At 61.2% G+C, this 20,121-nt stretch carries 19 protein-coding genes; 10 read left to right on the forward strand and 9 right to left on the reverse strand.

The annotated features are described in order from the left end of the window. Positions 1–273 precede the first annotated feature (273 nt). The 4 genes from VIM98_RS18185 to VIM98_RS18200 all read right to left on the reverse strand — a co-directional run bounded on the left by VIM98_RS18185 (position 274) and on the right by VIM98_RS18200 (position 5,409). Positions 274–1,029: a CS1 fimbrial subunit B flags: Precursor gene (locus VIM98_RS18185; protein ID WP_331994515.1), complete on the reverse strand. Its 756-nt coding sequence runs from the start codon at positions 1,027–1,029 to the stop codon at positions 274–276. Positions 1,030–1,058: 29 nt separating this feature from the next. Next, on the reverse strand, positions 1,059–2,048 hold the full coding sequence (locus VIM98_RS18190; RefSeq protein ID WP_331994516.1) for a hypothetical protein: 990 nt from the start codon (positions 2,046–2,048) through the stop codon (positions 1,059–1,061). 315 nt (positions 2,049–2,363) lie between these two features. Beyond that, positions 2,364–4,829, reverse strand: a complete 2,466-nt coding sequence (locus VIM98_RS18195) for a TcfC E-set like domain-containing protein (protein ID WP_331994517.1) — start codon at positions 4,827–4,829, stop codon at positions 2,364–2,366. Positions 4,830–4,905: 76 nt separating this feature from the next. After that, the gene (locus VIM98_RS18200) at positions 4,906–5,409 is read right to left on the reverse strand and encodes a CS1 type fimbrial major subunit (protein WP_331994518.1); all 504 of its coding nucleotides are present in this window, start codon (positions 5,407–5,409) and stop codon (positions 4,906–4,908) included. Between the two features lie 417 nt (positions 5,410–5,826). Here VIM98_RS18200 and VIM98_RS18205 point away from each other — a divergent pair, with 417 nt between their 5' ends. Together VIM98_RS18205 and VIM98_RS18210 are read left to right on the forward strand one after the other, a co-directional pair. Then, positions 5,827–6,696 carry an aldose 1-epimerase gene (locus VIM98_RS18205; protein ID WP_331994519.1) on the forward strand — a complete coding sequence of 290 codons (870 nt, stop codon included), beginning with the start codon at positions 5,827–5,829 and terminating at the stop codon, positions 6,694–6,696. A gap of 41 nt (positions 6,697–6,737) precedes the next feature. Next, entirely contained in the window at positions 6,738–8,957 is a 2,220-nt protein-coding gene (locus VIM98_RS18210) for an alpha-galactosidase (protein WP_331994520.1), read from the forward strand. A gap of 132 nt (positions 8,958–9,089) precedes the next feature. Here VIM98_RS18210 and VIM98_RS18215 read toward each other — a convergent pair whose 3' ends face one another. Beyond that, positions 9,090–9,797 carry a FadR/GntR family transcriptional regulator gene (locus VIM98_RS18215; RefSeq protein ID WP_331994521.1) on the reverse strand — a complete coding sequence of 236 codons (708 nt, stop codon included), beginning with the start codon at positions 9,795–9,797 and terminating at the stop codon, positions 9,090–9,092. Between the two features lie 236 nt (positions 9,798–10,033). Between VIM98_RS18215 and VIM98_RS18220 the strand changes: the two genes are divergently transcribed. Further along, positions 10,034–10,669 (forward strand): hypothetical protein, encoded by a 636-nt coding sequence (locus VIM98_RS18220; protein ID WP_331994522.1) that lies wholly within the window; start codon positions 10,034–10,036, stop codon positions 10,667–10,669. Between the two features lie 15 nt (positions 10,670–10,684). Beyond that, positions 10,685–12,196, forward strand: a complete 1,512-nt coding sequence (locus VIM98_RS18225) for an XVIPCD domain-containing protein (RefSeq protein WP_331994523.1) — start codon at positions 10,685–10,687, stop codon at positions 12,194–12,196. A gap of 94 nt (positions 12,197–12,290) precedes the next feature. Here VIM98_RS18225 and VIM98_RS18230 read toward each other — a convergent pair whose 3' ends face one another. Together VIM98_RS18230 and VIM98_RS18235 are read right to left on the reverse strand one after the other, a co-directional pair. Continuing rightward, complete coding sequence (locus VIM98_RS18230; RefSeq protein ID WP_331994524.1) at positions 12,291–12,509, reverse strand: 2-hydroxyacyl-CoA dehydratase; 219 nt, start codon at positions 12,507–12,509, stop codon at positions 12,291–12,293. Positions 12,510–12,753: 244 nt separating this feature from the next. Beyond that, on the reverse strand, positions 12,754–14,523 hold the full coding sequence (locus tag VIM98_RS18235; RefSeq protein WP_331994533.1) for a chloride channel protein: 1,770 nt from the start codon (positions 14,521–14,523) through the stop codon (positions 12,754–12,756). A gap of 211 nt (positions 14,524–14,734) precedes the next feature. On the opposite strand from VIM98_RS18235, the gene VIM98_RS18240 reads away from it, so the two are divergent. Both VIM98_RS18240 and VIM98_RS18245 read left to right on the forward strand, forming a co-directional pair. After that, positions 14,735–15,190, forward strand: coding sequence for a putative toxin-antitoxin system toxin component, PIN family (locus tag VIM98_RS18240; RefSeq protein ID WP_331994525.1), 456 nt, complete (start codon positions 14,735–14,737; stop codon positions 15,188–15,190). A 49-nt stretch (positions 15,191–15,239) separates the two neighbouring features. Then, complete coding sequence (locus VIM98_RS18245) at positions 15,240–15,641, forward strand: hypothetical protein (RefSeq protein ID WP_331994526.1); 402 nt, start codon at positions 15,240–15,242, stop codon at positions 15,639–15,641. Here VIM98_RS18245 and VIM98_RS18250 read toward each other — a convergent pair. Beyond that, complete coding sequence (locus VIM98_RS18250; RefSeq protein ID WP_331994527.1) at positions 15,638–16,339, reverse strand: murein L,D-transpeptidase catalytic domain family protein; 702 nt, start codon at positions 16,337–16,339, stop codon at positions 15,638–15,640. The genes VIM98_RS18245 and VIM98_RS18250 overlap by 4 nt on opposite strands. 153 nt (positions 16,340–16,492) lie before the next feature. Between VIM98_RS18250 and VIM98_RS18255 the strand changes: the two genes are divergently transcribed. Further along, positions 16,493–18,139 (forward strand): L,D-transpeptidase family protein, encoded by a 1,647-nt coding sequence (locus VIM98_RS18255; RefSeq protein ID WP_331994528.1) that lies wholly within the window; start codon positions 16,493–16,495, stop codon positions 18,137–18,139. Continuing rightward, complete coding sequence (locus tag VIM98_RS18260) at positions 18,136–18,336, forward strand: CPXCG motif-containing cysteine-rich protein (RefSeq protein WP_331994529.1); 201 nt, start codon at positions 18,136–18,138, stop codon at positions 18,334–18,336. Before VIM98_RS18255 ends, VIM98_RS18260 begins: the two co-directional genes overlap by 4 nt. Before the next feature lie 154 nt (positions 18,337–18,490). Here the strand turns inward: VIM98_RS18260 and VIM98_RS18265 are convergent, their stop codons facing one another. After that, positions 18,491–19,165, reverse strand: a complete 675-nt coding sequence (locus VIM98_RS18265; protein ID WP_331994530.1) for a nicotinamidase — start codon at positions 19,163–19,165, stop codon at positions 18,491–18,493. Positions 19,166–19,385: 220 nt separating this feature from the next. Between VIM98_RS18265 and VIM98_RS18270 the strand changes: the two genes are divergently transcribed. Together VIM98_RS18270 and VIM98_RS18275 are read left to right on the forward strand one after the other, a co-directional pair. Further along, positions 19,386–19,775 carry a hypothetical protein gene (locus VIM98_RS18270; protein WP_331994531.1) on the forward strand — a complete coding sequence of 130 codons (390 nt, stop codon included), beginning with the start codon at positions 19,386–19,388 and terminating at the stop codon, positions 19,773–19,775. 44 nt (positions 19,776–19,819) lie between these two features. Next, positions 19,820–20,121, forward strand: a 302-nt coding sequence (locus VIM98_RS18275) for an MFS transporter (protein ID WP_331994532.1), incomplete at its 3' end; no start/stop codon positions are given.

A 20,121-nucleotide genomic window follows, 5' to 3' on the forward strand; every position in this document is an offset into this window, starting at 1 on the left:
CTGGCTCTTCTGTGGGAGCGACTTTCGTCGCGACGATCGTGCCTTATCGCAAGTCCTTGTCGCGACTGAAGTCGCTCCCACAACGATAGGATCCGCTTTCGCTATATTCGGGCGATTGAGAGGTTTTTAGAGGTTCCCTGAAGTCGCTCCCACAGAGGTAGGAAGAGCATCGCCTAGTGTTGTAAGAGTGACTTCAGTCGCGACAGGCGCCACAAAGAAGCGGCAGCTTCTCGGAAAGCGGCTAGCTATAAGTCTATAGCCAGCCGTTGATAGCTAGAACCTTACCGGTCGCCGGGCGGTCCCTTCGACCAGGAAAAATCGATATGTGTGCCCGGACTCCTTGGCGAACTGTTGGCTATGGCCTGGGAGAATATGGATCTTGCGATGTTCGGTGCAGTCGTTGGAACCCCGGCAATCCTGGAAATCGTCGAGCAGGACGATGCTGTTGCCTTGGTTGCGTACCGTATAGGTTTCAGATTTGTCGTCCAGTTGCGTCTCATAGCGGATCTTATTAGGCCGCGCGATAACGATCGTGCCGTAGCCGGTAATGACGCTGACGCCTGCCTTGACCGATTCGCTATATGCCTTCACTTCGTCTTCGCTTAGCGCGAAATCTTCCGGCTTGACGACCGGTACGAAGCGTATACGGTAATAGTGCTCGATGTCGCGACTTCCCTCGGCGACCAGTCGGGTGGTCAGTTGTCCATTCGCTGGAACGATCAGGCGCGATGGGCTGGCGGCCAGGGCATGTGCGTGATTGGCGTCCGCGTCGCCTGCGTTCTTGCCGCTGAATGCGGTCTTGTCCACGGGGATCTCGCGGGGTTGGCCCTGCTTGTCGTAAACAATCTCGGAGACGTCGACACGCACATAAGCTGTTGCGTCGCCGCCATTGCTGATGCGCTTGACCAGGATGTGCTTGCCAGGTTCGAGATAGTCGTAGACCGCTCCGACGTGGATGTTCGGCGAGGCGGCGAACGCAGGAATGCAGGAAACAAGCAGGGCGAGGGTCAGAGTGATCCGTATGTACATGAGGCATCCTTTCCTTGGTGGCGTTTTCTTTACAGCTGGCTATCGAAAACCAGTGTCACATCGCCACGCCACAGCGATCCTGGTTGTTTGGCCATGATGGGCGTTGCGTTGCTACTTACCTCGAAATGCACGCGCGAGGGGCGGTTGGCGACGTAGCCTTCGACATTTTCGAAGGGGTATCGTCTGTGATGGGTCAGTGGGTAGCGTATGGCGGGCGCCTTGGTGTCCATGGCCTGGATGCCCGGAAAAGTGACGGAGGTACTTAGCGGAACATCGGTGCCATCGCGGTCGCTGCGGAGAGCGCATTGCGTATCGACCATATACTGGCATTGCAAGCTCAGGCTGAAGGGCGCGGAACTCGACAGCAGCAGCGTCATCTCGCCACGTAGAGGTGACGCCGAGCCGCCATGGTCGAACCACGACGGCCACCCACGGTCGGGCTGCAGGACGATTCGGTCGGCGTGGTCGGCGCGGGTGACCTTGAGTTCGTGAGCAACGGTGAATTCGAAGCGGAAGGTCAGGCTGTCGTCGCTTACGATGACATCGTCGCCGAAGTCGATATCTTTGCCTGCGCCGCCCAGTGAATAGGTAAGAGTGCCTGTATAGATGCCGTTCTGCAGCCCCAGAGGAGACGGGGAGGTAATTCTCAAGCCCAGGCCGAGCCAATTGCTCTGGAATAGCTGGGTAAAGCCGGCGTCGCCGTTATCGCCCTGCGAATGACAGGCCGCTGGAGCGCTCGGATTTCTAACAGACCATCCAAAGCGAGCCCAACTGGCGGAAGCGGTGGTACGCACATAGGCGCATCCGCCACGCACGTTTTGGGTAAATACAGGATTGGTATCGCGGCCCGGGCGGAGCTCGCCGCTATACGCGGAAAAGGACACGCGCAGACGCGCCATATGTCCCTGCTCGGTTTGCACGCTGACTTCGCGTTCCGAAGGAAACTGAGTGTGCCAATGCTTGCGTATGTTCTCGCTTTTTGTGTAGGTCTTAGTAACTTCGATCGGAAGATCGAACATGTAGACGTCATATTGGTGGCATGTGTCGGGTATCCATTGGCAGTAACGTCCTGGCGGCGTTGTGTTCTTGAAAGTATTGGCGGTGGGTTCCAATGCCGATGGTCGAAACTCCGCGGTGACGAGCACCTCGGCGGCCAGACAAGGCGATGGCAAGTGTGTTGCTAAGGCAAGAAGCATCCAAAAGCCGGAACGGCGGGGCCTACTTATTGCAGCGTCAGGGGTCGAGTGCAGTCCGATTGCGTGCATGGAGCATCTGTAAAAAGGCGGGTTACTGGAGCCTAACGCTACACGGTGAGCAGCATTGGGCACGGATCGTTACCTTGCGCCGATAAGCGCATGGCTGGGGAGCGAGGGACAAGTAAGCGTCCCCGCCAGAATGGTGTCGCCGTCGCGCGGGTAACGACTGGCGTCGAGCTTGACGCGACAGTTCTTGATCGAGGCATGGCGCACTTCCACTTCCGGTTGGCTGGCGCTCATTTCCAATGTGAAGAAGCCATCGGCCTCGGTCACGCTGCGCCCGACATGGTTGTGCAATTGCGCGCCCCGCAAAGGAGCGCCGTGCTCGTCGGCGACACGGCCGATAACGGTGACGGTGCGCGTGATCTTGATACTGCGCTGGGCGATGCCGCCCTTGTTCAAGTGGTAATCGATATGCAATGGATAGATGGCGGCGGGGGGCATATCGTGCCCAGTGAAATCGATCCGGACGATGCCGCTCTTATAAGCGGTTACCGGAATGAGATTACGGCCGGGTTTGAGTGCGGTCGAGGCACCCCGGCTATCGTCAGCGCGTAGCGCAAGGTCGGGGATATCCGAATCGATATCCAGGATCAGGCCTGTATCGACTTGAGACGCCCTGCCGCTGCTTGCGAAGCTGCCGCCACCAAACGCGATCGTGTTCTCCAATGCCAGGCCGCCGCTGATCTTGCCGTTGAACGAAGAGCGCTGAGCAAAGGCGTTGCCGCTGAGCAGGCGACTGTCGAACTGGGTATTGGCGCCCAGGCTGAACCCATAGCGGTCCGCGGTGACGTCGGCAGAGACGAAGCGTATCGGGCCGGTATCGACCCGTTGTTGCACACCCAGGCTGCCATAGAGGTCGCGCCGGCCATTGACGCCGGTGCGGCTGCCGACGTTGCCCTGGTAATTGCGATCGTCGTTACCCAGCGAGAAAGTCAGGGCCAGGTCGAAGCCGCGATTGCGTTGATTCTTTCCATGAAAGCTGGCGGGACGGTCGAAGACCGAGGCGCGCCAGTTGAACTGGCTGCCCGCCCAGGTCTGGCGGCGGCTGAACATCAGATCGAAACCTAGCCCCTGGCTGGCGCCGCGGCTATGCGAGGCGCGCGCGGTCAGCGTGCTGCGATCGTCGAAACGATGCGTAGCCGCTGCGGCTGTCGTACGTACCCAACCGGGACGGGCGCCCTGGCGCAGATCGTCGGTCTGCCAACTTCGGCCATGATTGACGGTCAGGCTGCCTTGGCGATAGCTGTAGAGCGCCTGCAGATCGATGCCGTTGCCGTGTCGGTTGGAATGGTAGGCATTGGCGTAGAAATTGGCGCGCTCATGCGCGTGCCAATCCACCGAGCCGGCGAGATTTCGTTCGCCGCCCAGGCCGGTAAGCGACGCGCCGAGGACAGCACGCGGATGCGCGAGGTAATTGACGATGCCGCCAAAGCTGTATGCACCGCTGCGGATATCCTTGCGTTCGTCGAGCAGGCTGCGCTGCTGACCCGCATAGGCGCTATAGCGCCAGCGTTTGTCGAGATTGCGCCAGTGAGCAGGTTTGTTGATCAGTTCGTTGCGCGTAGAAGTGACACGGCCATCTTCGATGGTGCGAACTTCTACTTCGTAGATGCCGCCGGGGAGGCGGCGCGTGTCGATGACCTGCAGTCCTGGCTCGACTTGCTGCGTGTAGATCAATGCCCCGTTGCGATAGAGCTCGACACTACCCTGGCGGTTGGCGGTGACATACAGCGGCACAAGGCTTGCGCTGCCGTCGTCGGCAGTCAGGGTATCGGACGAACCGACCATCGCACCCACGGTGGTGAACACCGGCAAGCCAGGTGCATTGGGCTGGCGCGTCACGCCTTGGAAATAGGGCAGGAAATAGCCCAGGCGCACGAAGCGATCGGCCTGTTCGTGCTCGGCGTAGGCGCCTTGCAACGATTGTCGCCACGGCGCGCGCCGTTCACCGCTGCGATAAGCCTGGTAATTGCCGGCCAGGGTCCATTGTCCGACGCTGGCCTTCATGTCGGCCAGATAGCTGCCTGCGGTAGCGGACCCGTCGGTATTGAGATTGATGCTATTGGTGAGGATCGCACCGTAGCTGCCTTGTACAGGCAGCGAATGGTAGCGCCTTGCGCGTACGTCGCGCTCCGCCGCGGAAGTCACCAGCGCGAGCACCGAGCTTTCAAGGCTGTAATGCAGGGCCACCAGGTCGCCGCAAGCGTGCTCGCAGCGTCCCAGCGGGCGCGGCATATTGAGATACTCCGCCCAGCGTTCGCGTTCGTCGGCAGATGAGGTGCTTTCGTGGGTGTCGACGAATTGCAGCAATTGCACCGTATTGCGTGGAGACAACACGATTTTGGCATGGCCAAGGTATTGCCCATCGCGCTCGACACGCACGACCAGCGGCACATCGAAAAAATGTTCGCGAAAATCGGCCGGCATGGACTCGGCCTGATCCAACAGATGGGCAGAGGTCAATGCGGCTGCGCCGGCACACGCCGATTTCCCGAGTCCAAGCAGAATGGCGCCGGTAAGTAGGCGCCGACGAGCTTGCATGAGATGTTACTCCCTGAAAGGGAGCACCGTTGCGCTCCCTTATGTCACACGATGAAAAAACGAAACACGGTGACGGTCAGAGTGCTTTGGGCGCGACCGATTCGAACATCATGATGACGGTGCCCTGATACGTGCCGCTCGTATACGTACCGCTTGAAGGGGCCACAGCGCTGATATTCAGCCCGACATTGCGACCGGCTGCCGCTTCGGTTGGATTGGCGATCACTGCGCCGTTGCTTGCGCCGACGCCCAGCTTTTGTCCTGCAACGGCAACGTCGAGTGCGACAGAGTCGCCACCGCTGACCATCTCGGCGGGATTGCTCAGGTAAGCCTTGATTTCGCCCAGCCCACTCTTGACCTGCAATTGCTGGACGATCGGCTTTGGAGCCTGCGTAGCAATATCCCACTGCATCTGCTGGACCCTGCCGCCCCAGTCGCCGACGGGGGATACCTGCAGGCCGCCTGGCGTGGGAATTTGCGCGAGGACTTCGACAGTGATCGATTGTTGCTCCGCCCAGGCCTGACCCGCGGCAAGTGCGGCAACGATGCCTAGCGGCATGAAAAATTGCTTGAGACGCATTGAGAAAAGTTCCGTTTTAGAGCTGTCGCACTGATGACATCAGGGGGGCGGATCGAAGCGAGCGATCTTGCGTGCGCCAGCGAACATGAGGACGAAAATATCCCTGCCCTGCGGCTGCGATGATCGACGGTTCGGATATTTCGCGCCATCGGACCGGGCCTAGCCCACGTAGCAAAAGCTACTCGCAAGACTATTGCTGCGGATGCGCTTACATGGCGATCGGATTACCTTCTGTGACGGCACGGACGCGCGTCGAGCCTTTGTTGCATTGCAGCTTGTAGCCCCGGGCAGCCTTATTATTATCTTAAAATAAGACAATTTGGATGCCTCGCCCTGCCTCGGCGTAAGGCAATGGGGAAAGGGGCCCAGTGAAGGTATCCCGGAGCGACCGCGTTGTTGCGTTTGACCGATAGCGTCTTGAGCGTTGCGATCCTGCCTGAAGTCGGCGGTGGTTTGGCTGCCTTCGAATGGCTCGCACGTGGCGAGACCATTGCTTTGATGCGTCCGTACTCCCCTGCGGACGCAGTCCCCACAGGCTTGCCGGACCCCAACTGGCTGGCCTGCTATCCGCTGCTGCCGTGGAGCAACCGTATCGGGGACGGCGGTTTCGTCTCGGAAGGTCGCCGTGTCGCACTTGCCCTCAATCGTCGCGACGACGCCTTTCCGATCCACGGCAGCGGTTGGCAGCGAGCTTGGCAGGTCGAGGAGCATGCTCCCCATGCCGCCTTGTTGACCTTGCAAGAAACGCAGCCCGAGGGTTACAGCTATCGGGCAAGCCAGCGGTATGCGTTGGACGATTCGACATTGCGGGTGGACTTGAGCATTACCAATACCGGCGACTGGACCATGCCGTTCGGCTTGGGGCTGCATCCGTTTTTTCTGCGCCACGGCGAAGTGCTGCTGCGGGCACCGGCGGGCAAGGTATGGATCAACGACGGGCATACGCCGATGCCGGTGGGGCAGGTCGAGGTGCCGGAGGCATGGGATTTTCGCGATCTGCGGCTACTGCCTGACGAAGGCGTCAATCACGCATTCCAGCCTTGGAACGGCGAAGCGGATATCGTTTGGCCGCAGTTGGGGCTGCGTCTCCGCCTGCATGCGCAAGCGGATACCTTTGTGCTGTATACGCCAGAAGACGGTGATTTCTTTTGTTTCGAACCGGTCGATCATCCGATCAACGCGGTACATCTTCCGGGCGGCGCGGTAGCCAACGGGATGACCGCGCTGAGGCCAGGGGAAACCCTGTCGCGACGTTTCGTCTTCGAAGTGATCGACGAAGACGCCTAACTAATAGCATTCGACGAACGAACAGCCAACAAGGGGTAGCGGTGAAGCGAATCAGAGCGTTGATGGTGGCCGGCTTACTGCTTGTCGGCAGCAGTTTCACAGAAGGCCATGCGGCGGCATCGATCCGCTATGACGCCGCGCAGCGGGTGTTCCGCATCGACGCGGGGCAGGTGACCTATGCCTTCGGGATCAACGGCGATGGTGCGGTACAGACGCTTTATTGGGGTTCGCGCCTTGCCGCCGAAGATGCGCTTGCCGTGGCCGTGCCGCCCAAGTCGCGTTCGTCGTTCGACCCGCCCGGTGCCAATACACCGCAGGAATACGCCGGCTGGGGTGGCCCGATCACCGTCACGCCGGACCTCAAGCTGCATTTCGCCGACGGCAATCGTGACGTGATTCTGCGTTACGACAGTCACCGGATCGCCGGCGACGGCCTGGATGTGCGTCTGCGCGATGCGGCAGCCAAGGTCAGCGTGGATCTGCATTACAGCGTGGATCCGGACACGGGTATCGTCGGGCGTTCGGCGCGCATCGAAAACCAGTCGACACAAGTGCTGACCATCGATAGCGCGGCGGCAGCGAGCTGGAACCTGCCGCCGGCCGCAGATTACTCTCTGCGTTACCTCACGGGCACCTGGGCCAGCGAATGGCATCTGCGTACACGCGCTGTGACACCGGGTGCAACGGTACTGGAGAGCCGGCGCGGCTCGACAGGCGATGAGAACAATCCGTGGTTTGCCATCGAGCGCGGTGGCGAGTGGAACGAATCGCATGGCCGCGTCTGGTTCGGCGCGCTTGCCTGGAGTGGTTCGTGGAGCATCCGCATCGACCAGGATATTCTCAATCAGGTGCGCATTACGGGCGGCTACAACCCGTTCGATTTCGCCTACCGCCTCAAGCCGGGCGAATCGCTGCAAACGCCGGTGTTCTATGGCGGCTATACCAGTAACGGCATTGGCGAAGCGTCGCGCTTGATGCATGCCTTCCAGCGCCAGCGCATTCTGCCGCAGGCGCCAAAACCAAAGTTGCGCCCGGTGTTGTACAACTCCTGGGAAGCCACCGAATTCAAGGTGACCGAGCCCGAACAGGAGCGGCTTGCCGAGAAGGCGGCTACGCTCGGCGTGGAGCGCTTCGTCATCGACGACGGTTGGTTCGGCGCCCGCAATAGCGATCATGCGGGGCTTGGCGACTGGACGGTTAACCGGGAGAAGTTTCCGAACGGCCTGAAGCCACTGATCGACAAAGTACATGGACTGGGGATGAGTTTTGGCATCTGGGTCGAGCCGGAGATGGTCAATCCCGACAGCGATCTTTATCGGAAGCATCCGGATTGGGTGCTCAACTTCGATGGCCGTCAGCGTAGCGAAGGGCGCAATCAGCTAGTACTGAACCTGGCGCGAGAGGATGTGCGCGAGTATGTCTTCGACGTGCTCGATCGCCTGCTCAGCCAAAACGACATCCAATTCCTCAAGTGGGATTACAACCGCAACTGGTCCGAGCCAGGCTGGCCGCAAGTGGCACCGGAAGATCAACAGAAGGTTTACGTGGTCTACGTGCAGCACCTCTACGACATTCTTCGGCGCTTGCGCGCGAAGCATCCCGGCGTGGAGATCGAATCGTGTTCCGGCGGCGGTGCGCGCGTGGATCTGGGCATCATGGGCCTGACCGACGAGGTGTGGCCGTCGGATAACACCGATCCGTCCGATCGCCTGTCGATCCAGGATGGTTTCTCCTACGCGTATGCCCCGGCGGTGATGATGTCCTGGGTGACCGGTTCGCCCAATTGGGTCAATGGTCGGCAGACGTCGCTGGATTTCCGCTTCCTGTCTTCGATGCAGGGCGGTTTGGGCATCGGCGCGAAGATTCTGGAGTGGACGCCGGAAGAGGATGCGACGGCCAAGCATTACATCGCGGCATACAAAGACATTCGCGCCACGGTGCAGCAGGGGCGGCTATATCGCTTGCTTTCGCCGCAGGAGCGCGCGCCGTACTCGGCGACCGAATCCGTGGCGACCGAGGGCGGGCAGGCTGTGCTCTTTGCTTTCTTGCGACAAGGGCAGGAAGCGCAGGCGTATCCGACCTTGTTCCTGCAAGGGCTGGATGCGAAGGCGCGGTATCGGTATCGAACGATTCATGGCCAGGTTGCCGCAGGCACCCCTGAAGTGGCGAGCGGAGCCTACTGGATGAATCACGGCATCGATGTGCTGCTGCGTACCGATATGGATGCGGCAGCGCTGGTATTCGAGCGCGTAGGGAACTGAGGCGCCGCTTCCCTCACCCAGTCCTCTCCCCTGGCGAAACCGTGGGAGAGGACGCTGGCTGGCAAGCACGAAACACTGAAGCCCGCCTCAGTCTCCCTGGGAGCGGACCAGGGCGGCCGGCGCTCTTGCCCCTTACTTTCCTGACTGTTGCCGCCGAATATTGCTACGCGAATCGGCCACCATCTTGATCATCGCCTGCCGCGCCACCTCGGGCTGCTTGCGGCGGATGGCCTCGTACACCTTGAAGTGCTGCGGCAAGGCATTCTTGAAGTTGGCCGAGTTACGGGCCGACAGCACAAAATACGTACCTAGCGCCGTTTCGATGACCGAAAACAGCGACGTCAGCAATTCGTTGTTGGTGGCCTTGAGCATGGATTCGTGGAAGGCCAGATCGGCGACCGTCCAGGCGTCGAGATCTTCGGCGGAGGCCATGGCCTCGTAGGCCACTTCGAGCGCAGTCAATTGCTCTGGACTGCGCCGCCGTGCCGCGGTAGCGGCCGCTGCCGGTTCGATGATCTCACGCATTTCCACCAGCTTATCGACAAAGCTGTCGGTGGGCATGGAGGCGCAGCGCCAGGCCAGTACGTCGGCGTCGAGCTGGTTCCAATGGGTTTCGTCACGCACGCGCGTGCCGGTCTTCTGGCGGGATTCGATCAAACCCTTGGCCGAGAGCACCTTCATCGCTTCACGTAGTGCGGTCCGGCTGACATTCATGCGCTCGGCGAGGATCTCTTCTCGCGGTAGGCTTTTGCCCGCTGCCAGCTCGCCACTGACGATCAGTCGCCCCAGTTCCTGGATGACCTGATGGTGGAGATTACGCACGGCGCCGAGTTTCACCATTCGCTTTTGCTTCCTTTGGCGTCCCATCGTGGGACAGCGGCATCAATTTGTCATACAAATAGCCGATAGGCCGTTTTATAACAGGTTGAATAACAGGCGTCACTATTCTTTACGAAAGTGATCGAGTTGGCGATATGCCGCGCCGCCGCCTGCCCCGGCCGGGGCCGAACAAGGTAAAGTCCCAGCCGATGGCGCGATGGACCAGGGGCGCCTTCAGTGGATCCAAGGAGATTGGCATGTCCGCACAGGGATATTTGCGGGCCCAGCTAGGCCCGTTCGTGTTTTTTATGGCGACGGTGACGACGGTGGGCGGTTTGCCCGCTGTGGCCGTTGCCCGTTCTGCTTCCACGTCCGACAAGGAGACTTACGTGATGACCCAAGGGATTGAGCCCGCGCAGTCGAGTATTACGGCGCAGCAAGCCTTGCAGAGGCTGCTGGACATGCTTCGCCAGAGCAAAAGCATCGAGGATTTCACGCCCGAGTTCATTGGCCATGGCATGGGTGTGAAGGTGACTGCGGTCGATGGCGAAACGTATGGCTATGGCGCCAGGCTGTCGAAGACGTGGGGCTGGGGTATCTCGCGGGAGAATTCGAGCGTTACGGGCCCTCGCATCGACTTCGGTTTCAGCAGCCTGCCGGGCAGCGACGCACCGGCCACCGAGGTTTGCCAGCTCGACTACGACACGTTCACCGCCGAGCTGGAGGCGATGGGGTTTGCGCGCAAACCAAGCTACGGCAAGCAGGGCCTGATCCTGCAGGAAAATTTCGATCGTCCGCATTTGCACATTGAAGTACTGTCGCAGGCGGAGCATTCGCATACGCAAGACGGCGTCGAAAACCGGGCTTGCGTGAAGAGCGTGATTATCAGGTAAGCGAAGGAGCGCACCATGGCTGTTTATTCCCCTTATCCGTCGCCGGCAACGACGGCGCCTACGCCTGCGCGTCCATCGCCGGCATTGACGCCCCAGGCCAATGCGATCATTAACGCCTACGGCAACGATCCGAGCGTAGGCTCGGATCGCGCAGGCACGCTACGCAGCGTGATTTTGGCATCGCCCGTATTGACCGCGGAATTCAATCGCTCGGTGGCGGACGGTCACGTGCGAAACATTGCGCCACTGACCAACCCTCATGCTGGCGGCGAATACGAATTCGGCACTCGTACGATCTCCTTGCCGGCGACCATGTTCGATCGGCCGGCCTATGGGAGGTACGACGCGAATGAAGCCACCTTCACACTCGCGCATGAGCTGCAGCACAGCTTCAACAGCACGGCGACCCGACAGGCTTATACGAGGTTTGAGGACGGCCTGCGGGAAGTTGCCAAGTCGTCATCGCGCGATCACGACTACACCGCGCCCATCGGCAATCTGATTCAGGCTTACCGCCGCGATGAAGCCGGTGCGGAAGTTGCCGGCTGGAATGCCATGGTCAGCGCGGCGAGTCAGCAGCGAGGCGGTGGGACGCCCACGCTGAAGGAGATCTACCAACGCCATCCTGGACGGATGGACGACTTCATCGATGTCGACCGTACCCGCGTGCCGCCCACGTACAGCTTGAAGCCCAATCTTCAGGTCAACCCGGACATGACGATGACGGCCTCGCCGCACAATCTCGACGGCATGGGGCAGAACTTCTTCGACAAGGCCCGGCCGAAAGGCGGTCTTGGGCAAAGCGGCACGGCCGATTACCCCAATTATTACGGTGCGTACGCCATAGGGGTCGCCGCGCAGTACGAACAATTCTTCAATCGGCCGCAACCGGGCGTGACACCACCGGAGATGAGCATAGATCTGGCCAAGTTACATTTGTCGCAGGAAACGATGGAAGGCGCAGGCATCGACCTTGGAAATGCTCAGTCGATGTCGTTCAAGGACAAGAGCACCAACCCGCCGACGACGCAGTGGCTGCAGCACACGGCCGACGGGGACGCGTATGAGCCGGCCATACCGCCGAACGCGGATTCATCGCGCTTGTTGCACGTGCCGCCAGATCTGGACCATCCAGGCCATCCCGATCATGCGCTGTACCAGCAGGCGCGCGATGCGGTTCACCGGCTCGACGCGCAACAGCATCGAGCGCCCGATCGGTGCAGCGACAATCTGGCTGCAGCGCTGACAGTGGCGGCGCGGCGCGATGGCCTGCAGCAAGTCGATCACGCGGTGCTGAGCGACGATGCCGCGCGCACGTTTGCGGTGCAGGGCGATTTGAATTCGCCATTCAAGCAACTGGCCGAGGTACAGACCGCGCAGGCCGCCCATATGTCGATCGCGCAAAGCAGCCAGGCATGGGAATCGATGCAAGCGGGCAATCCGCAGGCTTTGCAGTCGGCCAAGCAGCAACAGGAACAATCGCCGTCGCCACAAGGACAGCAGACCGCACCGGCGCAGCGTCACTAGCGGATAGTCCGATTCTGTCGGCAGCCATAAACACCCTCACCGTCACCCCGGCGAACGCCGGGATGGCGGTGAGGACGGCTCAGCGAGCTTTTCCTCAACCCTCTTCGGGTGTTTCGCTTAGTGCCTTCGGCTTGCGCCCACGTCGAGGCTTGTTCTGCGAAGCGGCGATGAGTTGCTCAAGATACGCAATGCCTTCCTCCGGCGGGAAGAAGGCCACGACGTCGGCAACCGTCAATTCGTAACGGTCGCGGAAAGCCAGGAACTCGGCGCGGATCATGGCAAGGCGTTCTGCGGCAGCAGCCTTCTTGCTCATGCGTTTGACTGGCGCAGGCGGAGCCACAGGCTCCGGCGCGGGCACAGGTGCCGGAGCGGGAGCCGGTGGTTTGTTCCCGCTGCGTTGCGCGATTTCGCGCTCCAGCGCAGCGAGCTCCTCCTGGAATTGGCGGAAAGGGTCTTTCGGGAGTGGCATGCGTTGAGGCAATAAAACGATCCGGGGTGCCCATTCTTGCATGGTGCCCGCTCCAGCGGGCATCCCAGGGCGAAACTTCGGACCAGTTTTAAGTCGATTGGGCCGCACCGCCGCCAAAATGTCGCCCTGCGTGACGTTCCTCACGCAATCGGCTGGCGTGCGCGGCCAGCAAATCGCCCCGTGTCAGCATGCCTAGCACAGATCGGTCGTCCTTGCCGTCGACAATCACCAGGCGGCCGATATCGGCTTCGACCATATGGTCGGCAGCTTCGCGCAAGGTATGGGTAGGCGAAACGACTTGTGGCGGACGCCGGATCAGGCTGGCAATAAGTGTCTCGTCAGGTATCCCCGGTGCGAGTAGATCGCGACGGGTGAGCACACCGATCAGACGATTGGCATCGTCGACGACCGGATAGCCTTGGTGACGCGCTTCGACGGTATCGGTAGCCAGCCAGGCGCGTACCTCGGCGCTGGTTTGCGTCGCAAGCAAGGTCACCGCCGGGCGAGTGCCCGCATCGCGTACGAGGATGCGGTCAAGATGATCGGCGGCATATTCGCTCGGCACACGCACGCCGCGCCGCGCGATTTTCTCAGTCATGATGGTGTGATGCATCATCAAGCCGGAGACGAGGTAGGCCGCGGCGCAACCGCCGAGCAGCGGCAATAGGCCATGCGGTTGCTGGGTGGTTTCGAAGGCGAATACCACGGAGGCGAGGAACGCGCGCGAAGCGCCGGCGAACATTGCCGCCATGCATACCAGCGCGGCGATACGCGCATCGACATGCAGCCACGGCGCCCAAGTGACGAGCAACAGGCCAGCCGCACCGCCGAGCGTGCCGCCGATCGTGAAAAGCGGCGCCAGCGTGCCGCCGGAGGTGCCGCTACCGAGCGCGATCGACCAGGAAATCAGCTTGCAGACACATAGCGAGAGCATAGCGGCAAGACCGAACTGGCCAGCTAGAGCGCCGGCAATATTGCTATAGCCCACGCCCAGCGTCAGCGGCGCGAAATAGCCGATCGCGCCGACCGCAATACCGCCCAGCGCCGGCCACCACATCCAGTGGATCGGCAGCTTCTCGAAGGCGTCTTCGATGGCATAGGTCAACTTGGTGACACCGACGCTGATCGCACCGATGCCGGCGCCCAGAAGAATATAGACGGCCAAGGCCAGCAGCCCCGGCGATGCCATGTCGGGCATCGGGAACATGGGCGCGCTTCCTTCGAAGACGATTCGCATACCGGTCGCCGCCACCGTAGCCAGAGCTACCGGGATGAGCGAGCGGGCGCGGCGTTCGAACAACAATAGTTCGATCGCCAGCAGCACGGCCGAAACCGGGGCGCAGAACACCGCCGCCATGCCGGCGGCCGCGCCTGCAGCGAGGAGAGTCTTGCGCTCGTCGGCAGTGACGCGGATCCACTGTCCGAGCAGGGAGCCGAGTGCGCCGCCAGTGGCGATGATCGGCCCCTCGGCACCGAACGGACCGCCGGTGCCGATCGCTATCGCCGAGGAGACGGGTTTGAGCCAGGTGATGCGCGGAGGAATACGGCTCTCGTTGAGCAGAACCTGCTCCATCGCCTCGGGAATGCCGTGACCGCGGATCGCCCGTGAACCCCAGCGCGCCATCGCGCCGACGATCAGGCCGCCGACAACCGGAATAACGACGACCCATAGTCCAAGGCGGTGTCCGGCGGGGCTGACAAAGGCCGTGCTGATGCGGCCATAGAACGCCAGGTTAGTCACCAGGCCAATGAGTGCCGTCAGCAGTTCCGCGATCAGTGCCGCGGCTATGCCCAAGAGCATGCTGGCCAGGGCGATCCAAAGCACGCGACGGTCCAGCGGGCGGAATTGCCGCGGCATGTGGGCAGCGGCAAGCGCGGGATCCAGCGACGGAGCAAGCGGCACCGCCGCACGGCTGTGCGGTTCGTGAGACATTTCAGACATGGGAGCAATACACGAATGAGAGCCGCGCAAGGTTACGCGCTTGCGCGTCCGATAGCTGGCTGGAAAATGAACAGGGGTTGTGTCGTCCAGCCCGTAAACTTGGACGCTTGCCTTACTCGGATCCCCGATGACTGCTCCTGTCGCCGCGCGTGTCGTGCTCGATACCAATGTTTGCCTGGACGCTTTTGTTTTTGGCGACCGCCATGCGGGCACCTTGTTGCGCGCTTTGGAGCGTGGTGCTGTGACGGGCTGGATCGACCGCGCCTGTCGCGACGAGTGGCTGCGTGTCATTGCCTATCCGCAATTCGCGCTCGACGATGAAGCGCGTCGCGAAGCCACCGTACGGCTGGACCGGTGCCTCAGGCTCCTGCCCGACGAGCAGCGTGCAAGGCGTGAGATCAAACTGCCATTGTGCAAGGACGGCGACGATCAGAAATTCATGGAGCTGGCACTGGCCGCGCAGGCGCAGTGGTTGATCAGCAAGGATAAGGAACTGCTCAAGCTCGGTCGCCGTACCTGGCGCGACGCGGGGTTTGCGATCGTGACGCTGGTCGATTGGGACAGCCGGTTCACGCTGGTTTGATCGCATGGCGGCGATGCTTGCCGCTTGTACGCTTTGGTGGAGCAGCAGCATGAAACCGATTCTGCTGGTAGGGCTTGGCTTGGTACTGGCCGGTTGCGGCACGGCTTCGCAACACGATACAGCGATCAAGGATGCGGTGGCCAACCGCATCTTTCTCTATCAATCGCCTAACGATGGCGATGCCACATTGACTATCGTCCGCGCCAACGGGTTGTTTGGCGGTGGCTGTTCGAGCCGGATCAGTATCGACGATAAATTTGCCGCCGATCTGGAAATCGGCGAGCAAGCGACCTTTCATGTGCCCAGTGGCCAGCACACGCTGGGTCTGGAAAGTTCCGGTGCATGCCAGACCGGGCCAGTGCGAGTCGATGCCGATGTCAGCGCCGGCCAGAGCCAACAGTACGCCATTAACGCGCGTGGTACCGCGCTGTCATTGGCCGATCGACGTTAAGGCGCTTTCGCGACCTGGCCGCCGGTGGCATCGCACTTCAAATAGCGCGAACCGCCGAGCCAGCGGCGGTCGGGGTAGTAGGAGAATACGTATTGCCCTTCCTTGAGCGTATCGATCAGCCGATGCGCCACGGCCGGGCGCACCGCCGGACAGCCTTCGCTACGACCCAGGCGGCCTTGCCGACTGGCCATCTGGCCGTTGACGTAGGTGGCCCCATGGATCACCAGCGCGCGGTCGAACGCGCGGTCGTTGACGCCGGGTTCCAGCCCGTTCATGCGCAGCGAATAACCGTTTTTGCCGTCGTACGTATTGAGCGTGCGGAACAGGCCGAGACTGGATTCGAAGCTATCGGGCCGATTGGAGAATTTCGTCGCCATGTTCTCGCCCGAGTTGCGCCCGTGCGCGACCAGTTCGTTGAACAACAATCGGCGGCGGGTCAGGTCGAACACCCACAGGCGCGGCTCCGTGGACGGACGCGAATAATCGATCACGGCCAAACGGTCGGAAGCTGGCAGGCCGCTGGCGACCGCGCAATCGGCGGCCTTCAGGGCAAGCCCGAGTACATTCGGATCGACGCGGGGAGCCTGGCGAGACAAAGCGTCGAGCAGGCTCGATTCGGCAGCGTGGGCGCGTGGAACGCAAAAAAACAGCGGTACAAGCGCCGCAATAAACGCGGCGTAGCGTAGTGATCGCACCATGGTACTTCAGGCGGAAGAACAAGGTCTGCATCCTATCAAGGAACTGTTAATTCTTCGTTGGATCATGTATTTAACAGTCCCAGAGGGTCTTGCACGCCGCGAATCGGCAAGAGCGGGCGAGCTCGGCCGTAGGAAACGGAGAGGAGGAGGCGGATGCCACTGCGGGCAGGTGTAAGCGTGGCCATGGCGATAGGGCTGATGCTGGTCGCCGGCCTGCGACCGGCGGCCGCCCAGTCGCTCGATCCGGTGGGCGAGGCCCTACATCGTCGCATCGTCGCCATCAGTACTGCTCAGGCCGGTACGTATGGACTGGGGCGTGGATCGATCGTGTTCTATCAGCAGCGCATGGATCGTCCGATATGGACATCCGCAGCTCTCGACCAATTGTTTGCCGCACTCGAGGATCTGCGCAGCGATGGGTTGGATCCGAGCGAATACGGCTTGAGCCAGCTCCAGTGGCAGCGCATGTCGATCGATAGCGGCGACGTTTCGCCCGACAGTCTGGCCTTGCTCGATTTGCGTGCGACCGACGCCTATCTCACCGCGCTGACGCATTTGTATCGCGGCAAGGTCGATCCGGGCACGCTGGACGTGCATTGGAACTACGACGCGCGACCTTTGAACCTGATCGAAGGCTTGAACATGGCACGCGCTGCCGTCGAGCAGAACGATATTGCCGGCGTGTTCGACAGGGCGCGGCCGCAGCATCCGTTGTACAACCGCCTGCGCGCCGCACTGGCATCGATGCGTCAACAGGCAGAGCAAGGCGGCTGGCCTGAGATCCCCGACGGCCCCAGCTTGAAGCTGGGTATGAAGGATGCACGCGTACCTGTGTTGCGTGAGCGCCTGACGATCGGCGGTTATCTGACTGGCAACATGGACGAAGGCGATCGTTACGACGCGACGCTGCAAGACGCGGTCAAACGCTTTCAACAGGATCAGTCGTTGGAAGACGATGGCCATTTGGGCCCGTCCACACGGCGCGCGCTGAACGTGCCGGCCGAGGCCCGGGTGCAGCAACTGCGTGTCAACCTGGAGCGTGCGCGCTGGCTGCTGCATGAGGTGCAGGGTGAATTCGTGCTGGTGGATATCGCCGGTTACAAGATCGCTTATTACCGCAACGGCGAAGCGATATGGAACGCTCGCGTGCAAGTAGGCAAGCCATATCGCAGCACACCGGTATTCAAGTCGAAGATCACCTATCTCACGCTCAACCCTACCTGGACGGTGCCGCCGACGATCTTCAAGGAAGACATGTTGCCCAAGGTGCGCCGCAACCGGGGTTATCTGGCGGCGAATCGCATCCGTGTACTCGATAGCGAAGGCCACGCCGTCAGTGTGGGCAGCGTGGACTGGGATCGCCCGCGTGGTGTCGTGTTGCGACAGGATCCGGGGCCAGGCAATTCGCTGGGACGCCTGGTTATACGTTTTCCCAACCCGTACGCCATTTATTTGCACGATACGCCGCACCAGAATCTGTTCGAGCGTGGGCAGCGCGCCAACAGTTCCGGTTGCATCCGTGTGGAGCGGCCACGCGAACTGGCGGAGTTGTTGTTGGACGATCCGGAAAAATGGAATCGCGAGGCAATCGACAAGGCGATCGATACGGTCAAGACGCAATCGATCGTGCTCAAGCGTCCGGTACCGGTGTTGCTGGCCTATTGGACCGTGGCCTTAAGGGATGACGGTCGACCGAGCTTTCGCCAGGATATCTACGATCGCGACGATATCACGCAGATGGCGTTGGACCAGCGGCGCATTTCGCCGTTATCGCCTTGGCTGTTGCCGGAGTCGCCATGAGCGGCGGCGCGTTGGAATGGGTTTCCGTGTATTGCCCGTACTGCGGCGAGCCGTTGGACTTGGCGATCGATACGTCGTTGGATGTGCAGCACTACATCGAGGATTGCCAGGTGTGTTGCCGGCCGATGGTGGTGCGGGTCGCGGTGAGTGAAGAAGGTGAGATCGAGGTGGGTGTCGATCGTGAGGGTGGGGATTGAAGGCTGGGAAGAGCCCTCTCACCCCAACCCTATCCCCGATGAAGCCAGGAGAGAGGAGCAGTCCGCGCAAGTGCGAAGTATTGAGGCTCGCCTCCGTCAAGCTCCCTCTTCCCAGGCTCTGCCGGGGGAGAGGGCGGGGACGAGGCGGAAGCTTTTAACCCACCGCACTGATCGGAATCAGATCGAACAACGTACGCGAATCCATCACGTCCACTTCCAGCCGATCCATGCGCGCGCGCGTGGCGATATCGGTTTCCGGTGTGACCGGTCGCGTCAGATCCCACAGGACATGAGTCTTGAATCCGATGTCGACAGCATCCTGCGCCGTCCACAGCACGCAGACATCGCGCGCCAGGCCGCAGACATAGACTTCGAAAATGTTCCGGTCGCGTAGCCAGCCGGCCAGGCCGGTACTCGGTCGTGTACCGCTGGGGCCATGGTTTTCGCGGAAGCCGCTGTAGGAATCCACGCGCGGGTCGTTACCCTTGCGCAGTACCAGATCCACCGGTGACCAATCGACGGCCGGATGGAGTTCGGCGCCTGGCGTTCCCTGGACACAATGGGCCGGCCACAGCGTCTGCGCGTGACCATAGAGCGGAATCCGCTCGAACGGCTGACGATTGGCATGCGAGGCGGCGAATGAGACATGGCCTCGCGGGTGCCAATCCTGTGTCGCAACAACATGCCGGAACAAGCCGGTCTTGAGTAGGCTGGCAATGCCCGGGACGATGGCATCGCCCTCATGGCACGCCAGTGGGCCACCGGGCATGAAGTCCGGTTGCACGTCGATAACGATCAATGCGGCATGTTCGCTGATGAACTGGCTCATGGTCGCAGCATGCTCAGGTCTTGGGGGGTCTTCGAATTGTGGCTGCCCGTCGGCCTTTAAAGTCTAGCGAACCCTGGCCCTGGCGGAGTGTGATGGGGTGGACTGCAAAGTTGTGCCAGACGCCACGTATTCAGTTTTCAGTCCTGATGCGTTTTGCTATCCGTAAGCCTGCCACGCCCCAGGCATAATGGGCGGTCTCCCTTCAGGTAAGCGCAAGGCAATGCATTACGACCAATCGTGGATGGGCTACGGCACCATCGGCGGCCTACAGGCCGGCATGATCGCCATGATCGTGGGTATGCTGGTGTTCGGGGCGTTCCATGCCATAGGCAAGCGGCAAGGCTGGCACTACGGTGCCCAGTTCGGCTGGTCCTACGTGGTGACCGTGGCGCTGGCCGCCGGCGGCGACTTGCGCGACCTGTTTTACTTCAATTACGGGCAGTTGCAGTCCATTCAACTGCTCAAGGTCAAGCTGGCCGAAGTCCACGATCCGGACAACATCGGCACCCGGGTGTTCTTCGATCTGGTCGGCGCAGGTGTCGGCTTGTACGTCGGGTGGCTGCTGATCGATATGGTGGGGCGACGCTGGCGCTCGGGTCTGCGAAAATAGGCCTCGCCCCCGGCGCGTCGCGCCTCGTTGCATCGATCCCATCCATGTCCAGCCCCGATACCGAGACGGTCGGCCAGGCGCAGTTGACGCTGCGCATCGTGCGGATTGTCAGTTTTACCTTCTTCGCCTATCTGACGATCGGCCTGCAGTTGGCGGTGTTGCCGCCTTTTGTACATGACGATCTGGGTTATGGCGCGGTCTTGGCCGGTTTGGTCATCAGCACCCAGTATGTGGCGACCCTGATCAGCCGTGGCTTTGCCGGACGTACTTCGGACGTGGCCGGTCCCAAGCAGTCGGCCTTGATCGGCATGGCGGCTTGCGGAGCCAGCGGCTTGTTGCTGGTGGG

It is taken from the genome of Dyella sp. (genome assembly GCF_036568765.1).
Taxonomy (GTDB): domain Bacteria; phylum Pseudomonadota; class Gammaproteobacteria; order Xanthomonadales; family Rhodanobacteraceae; genus GSA-30.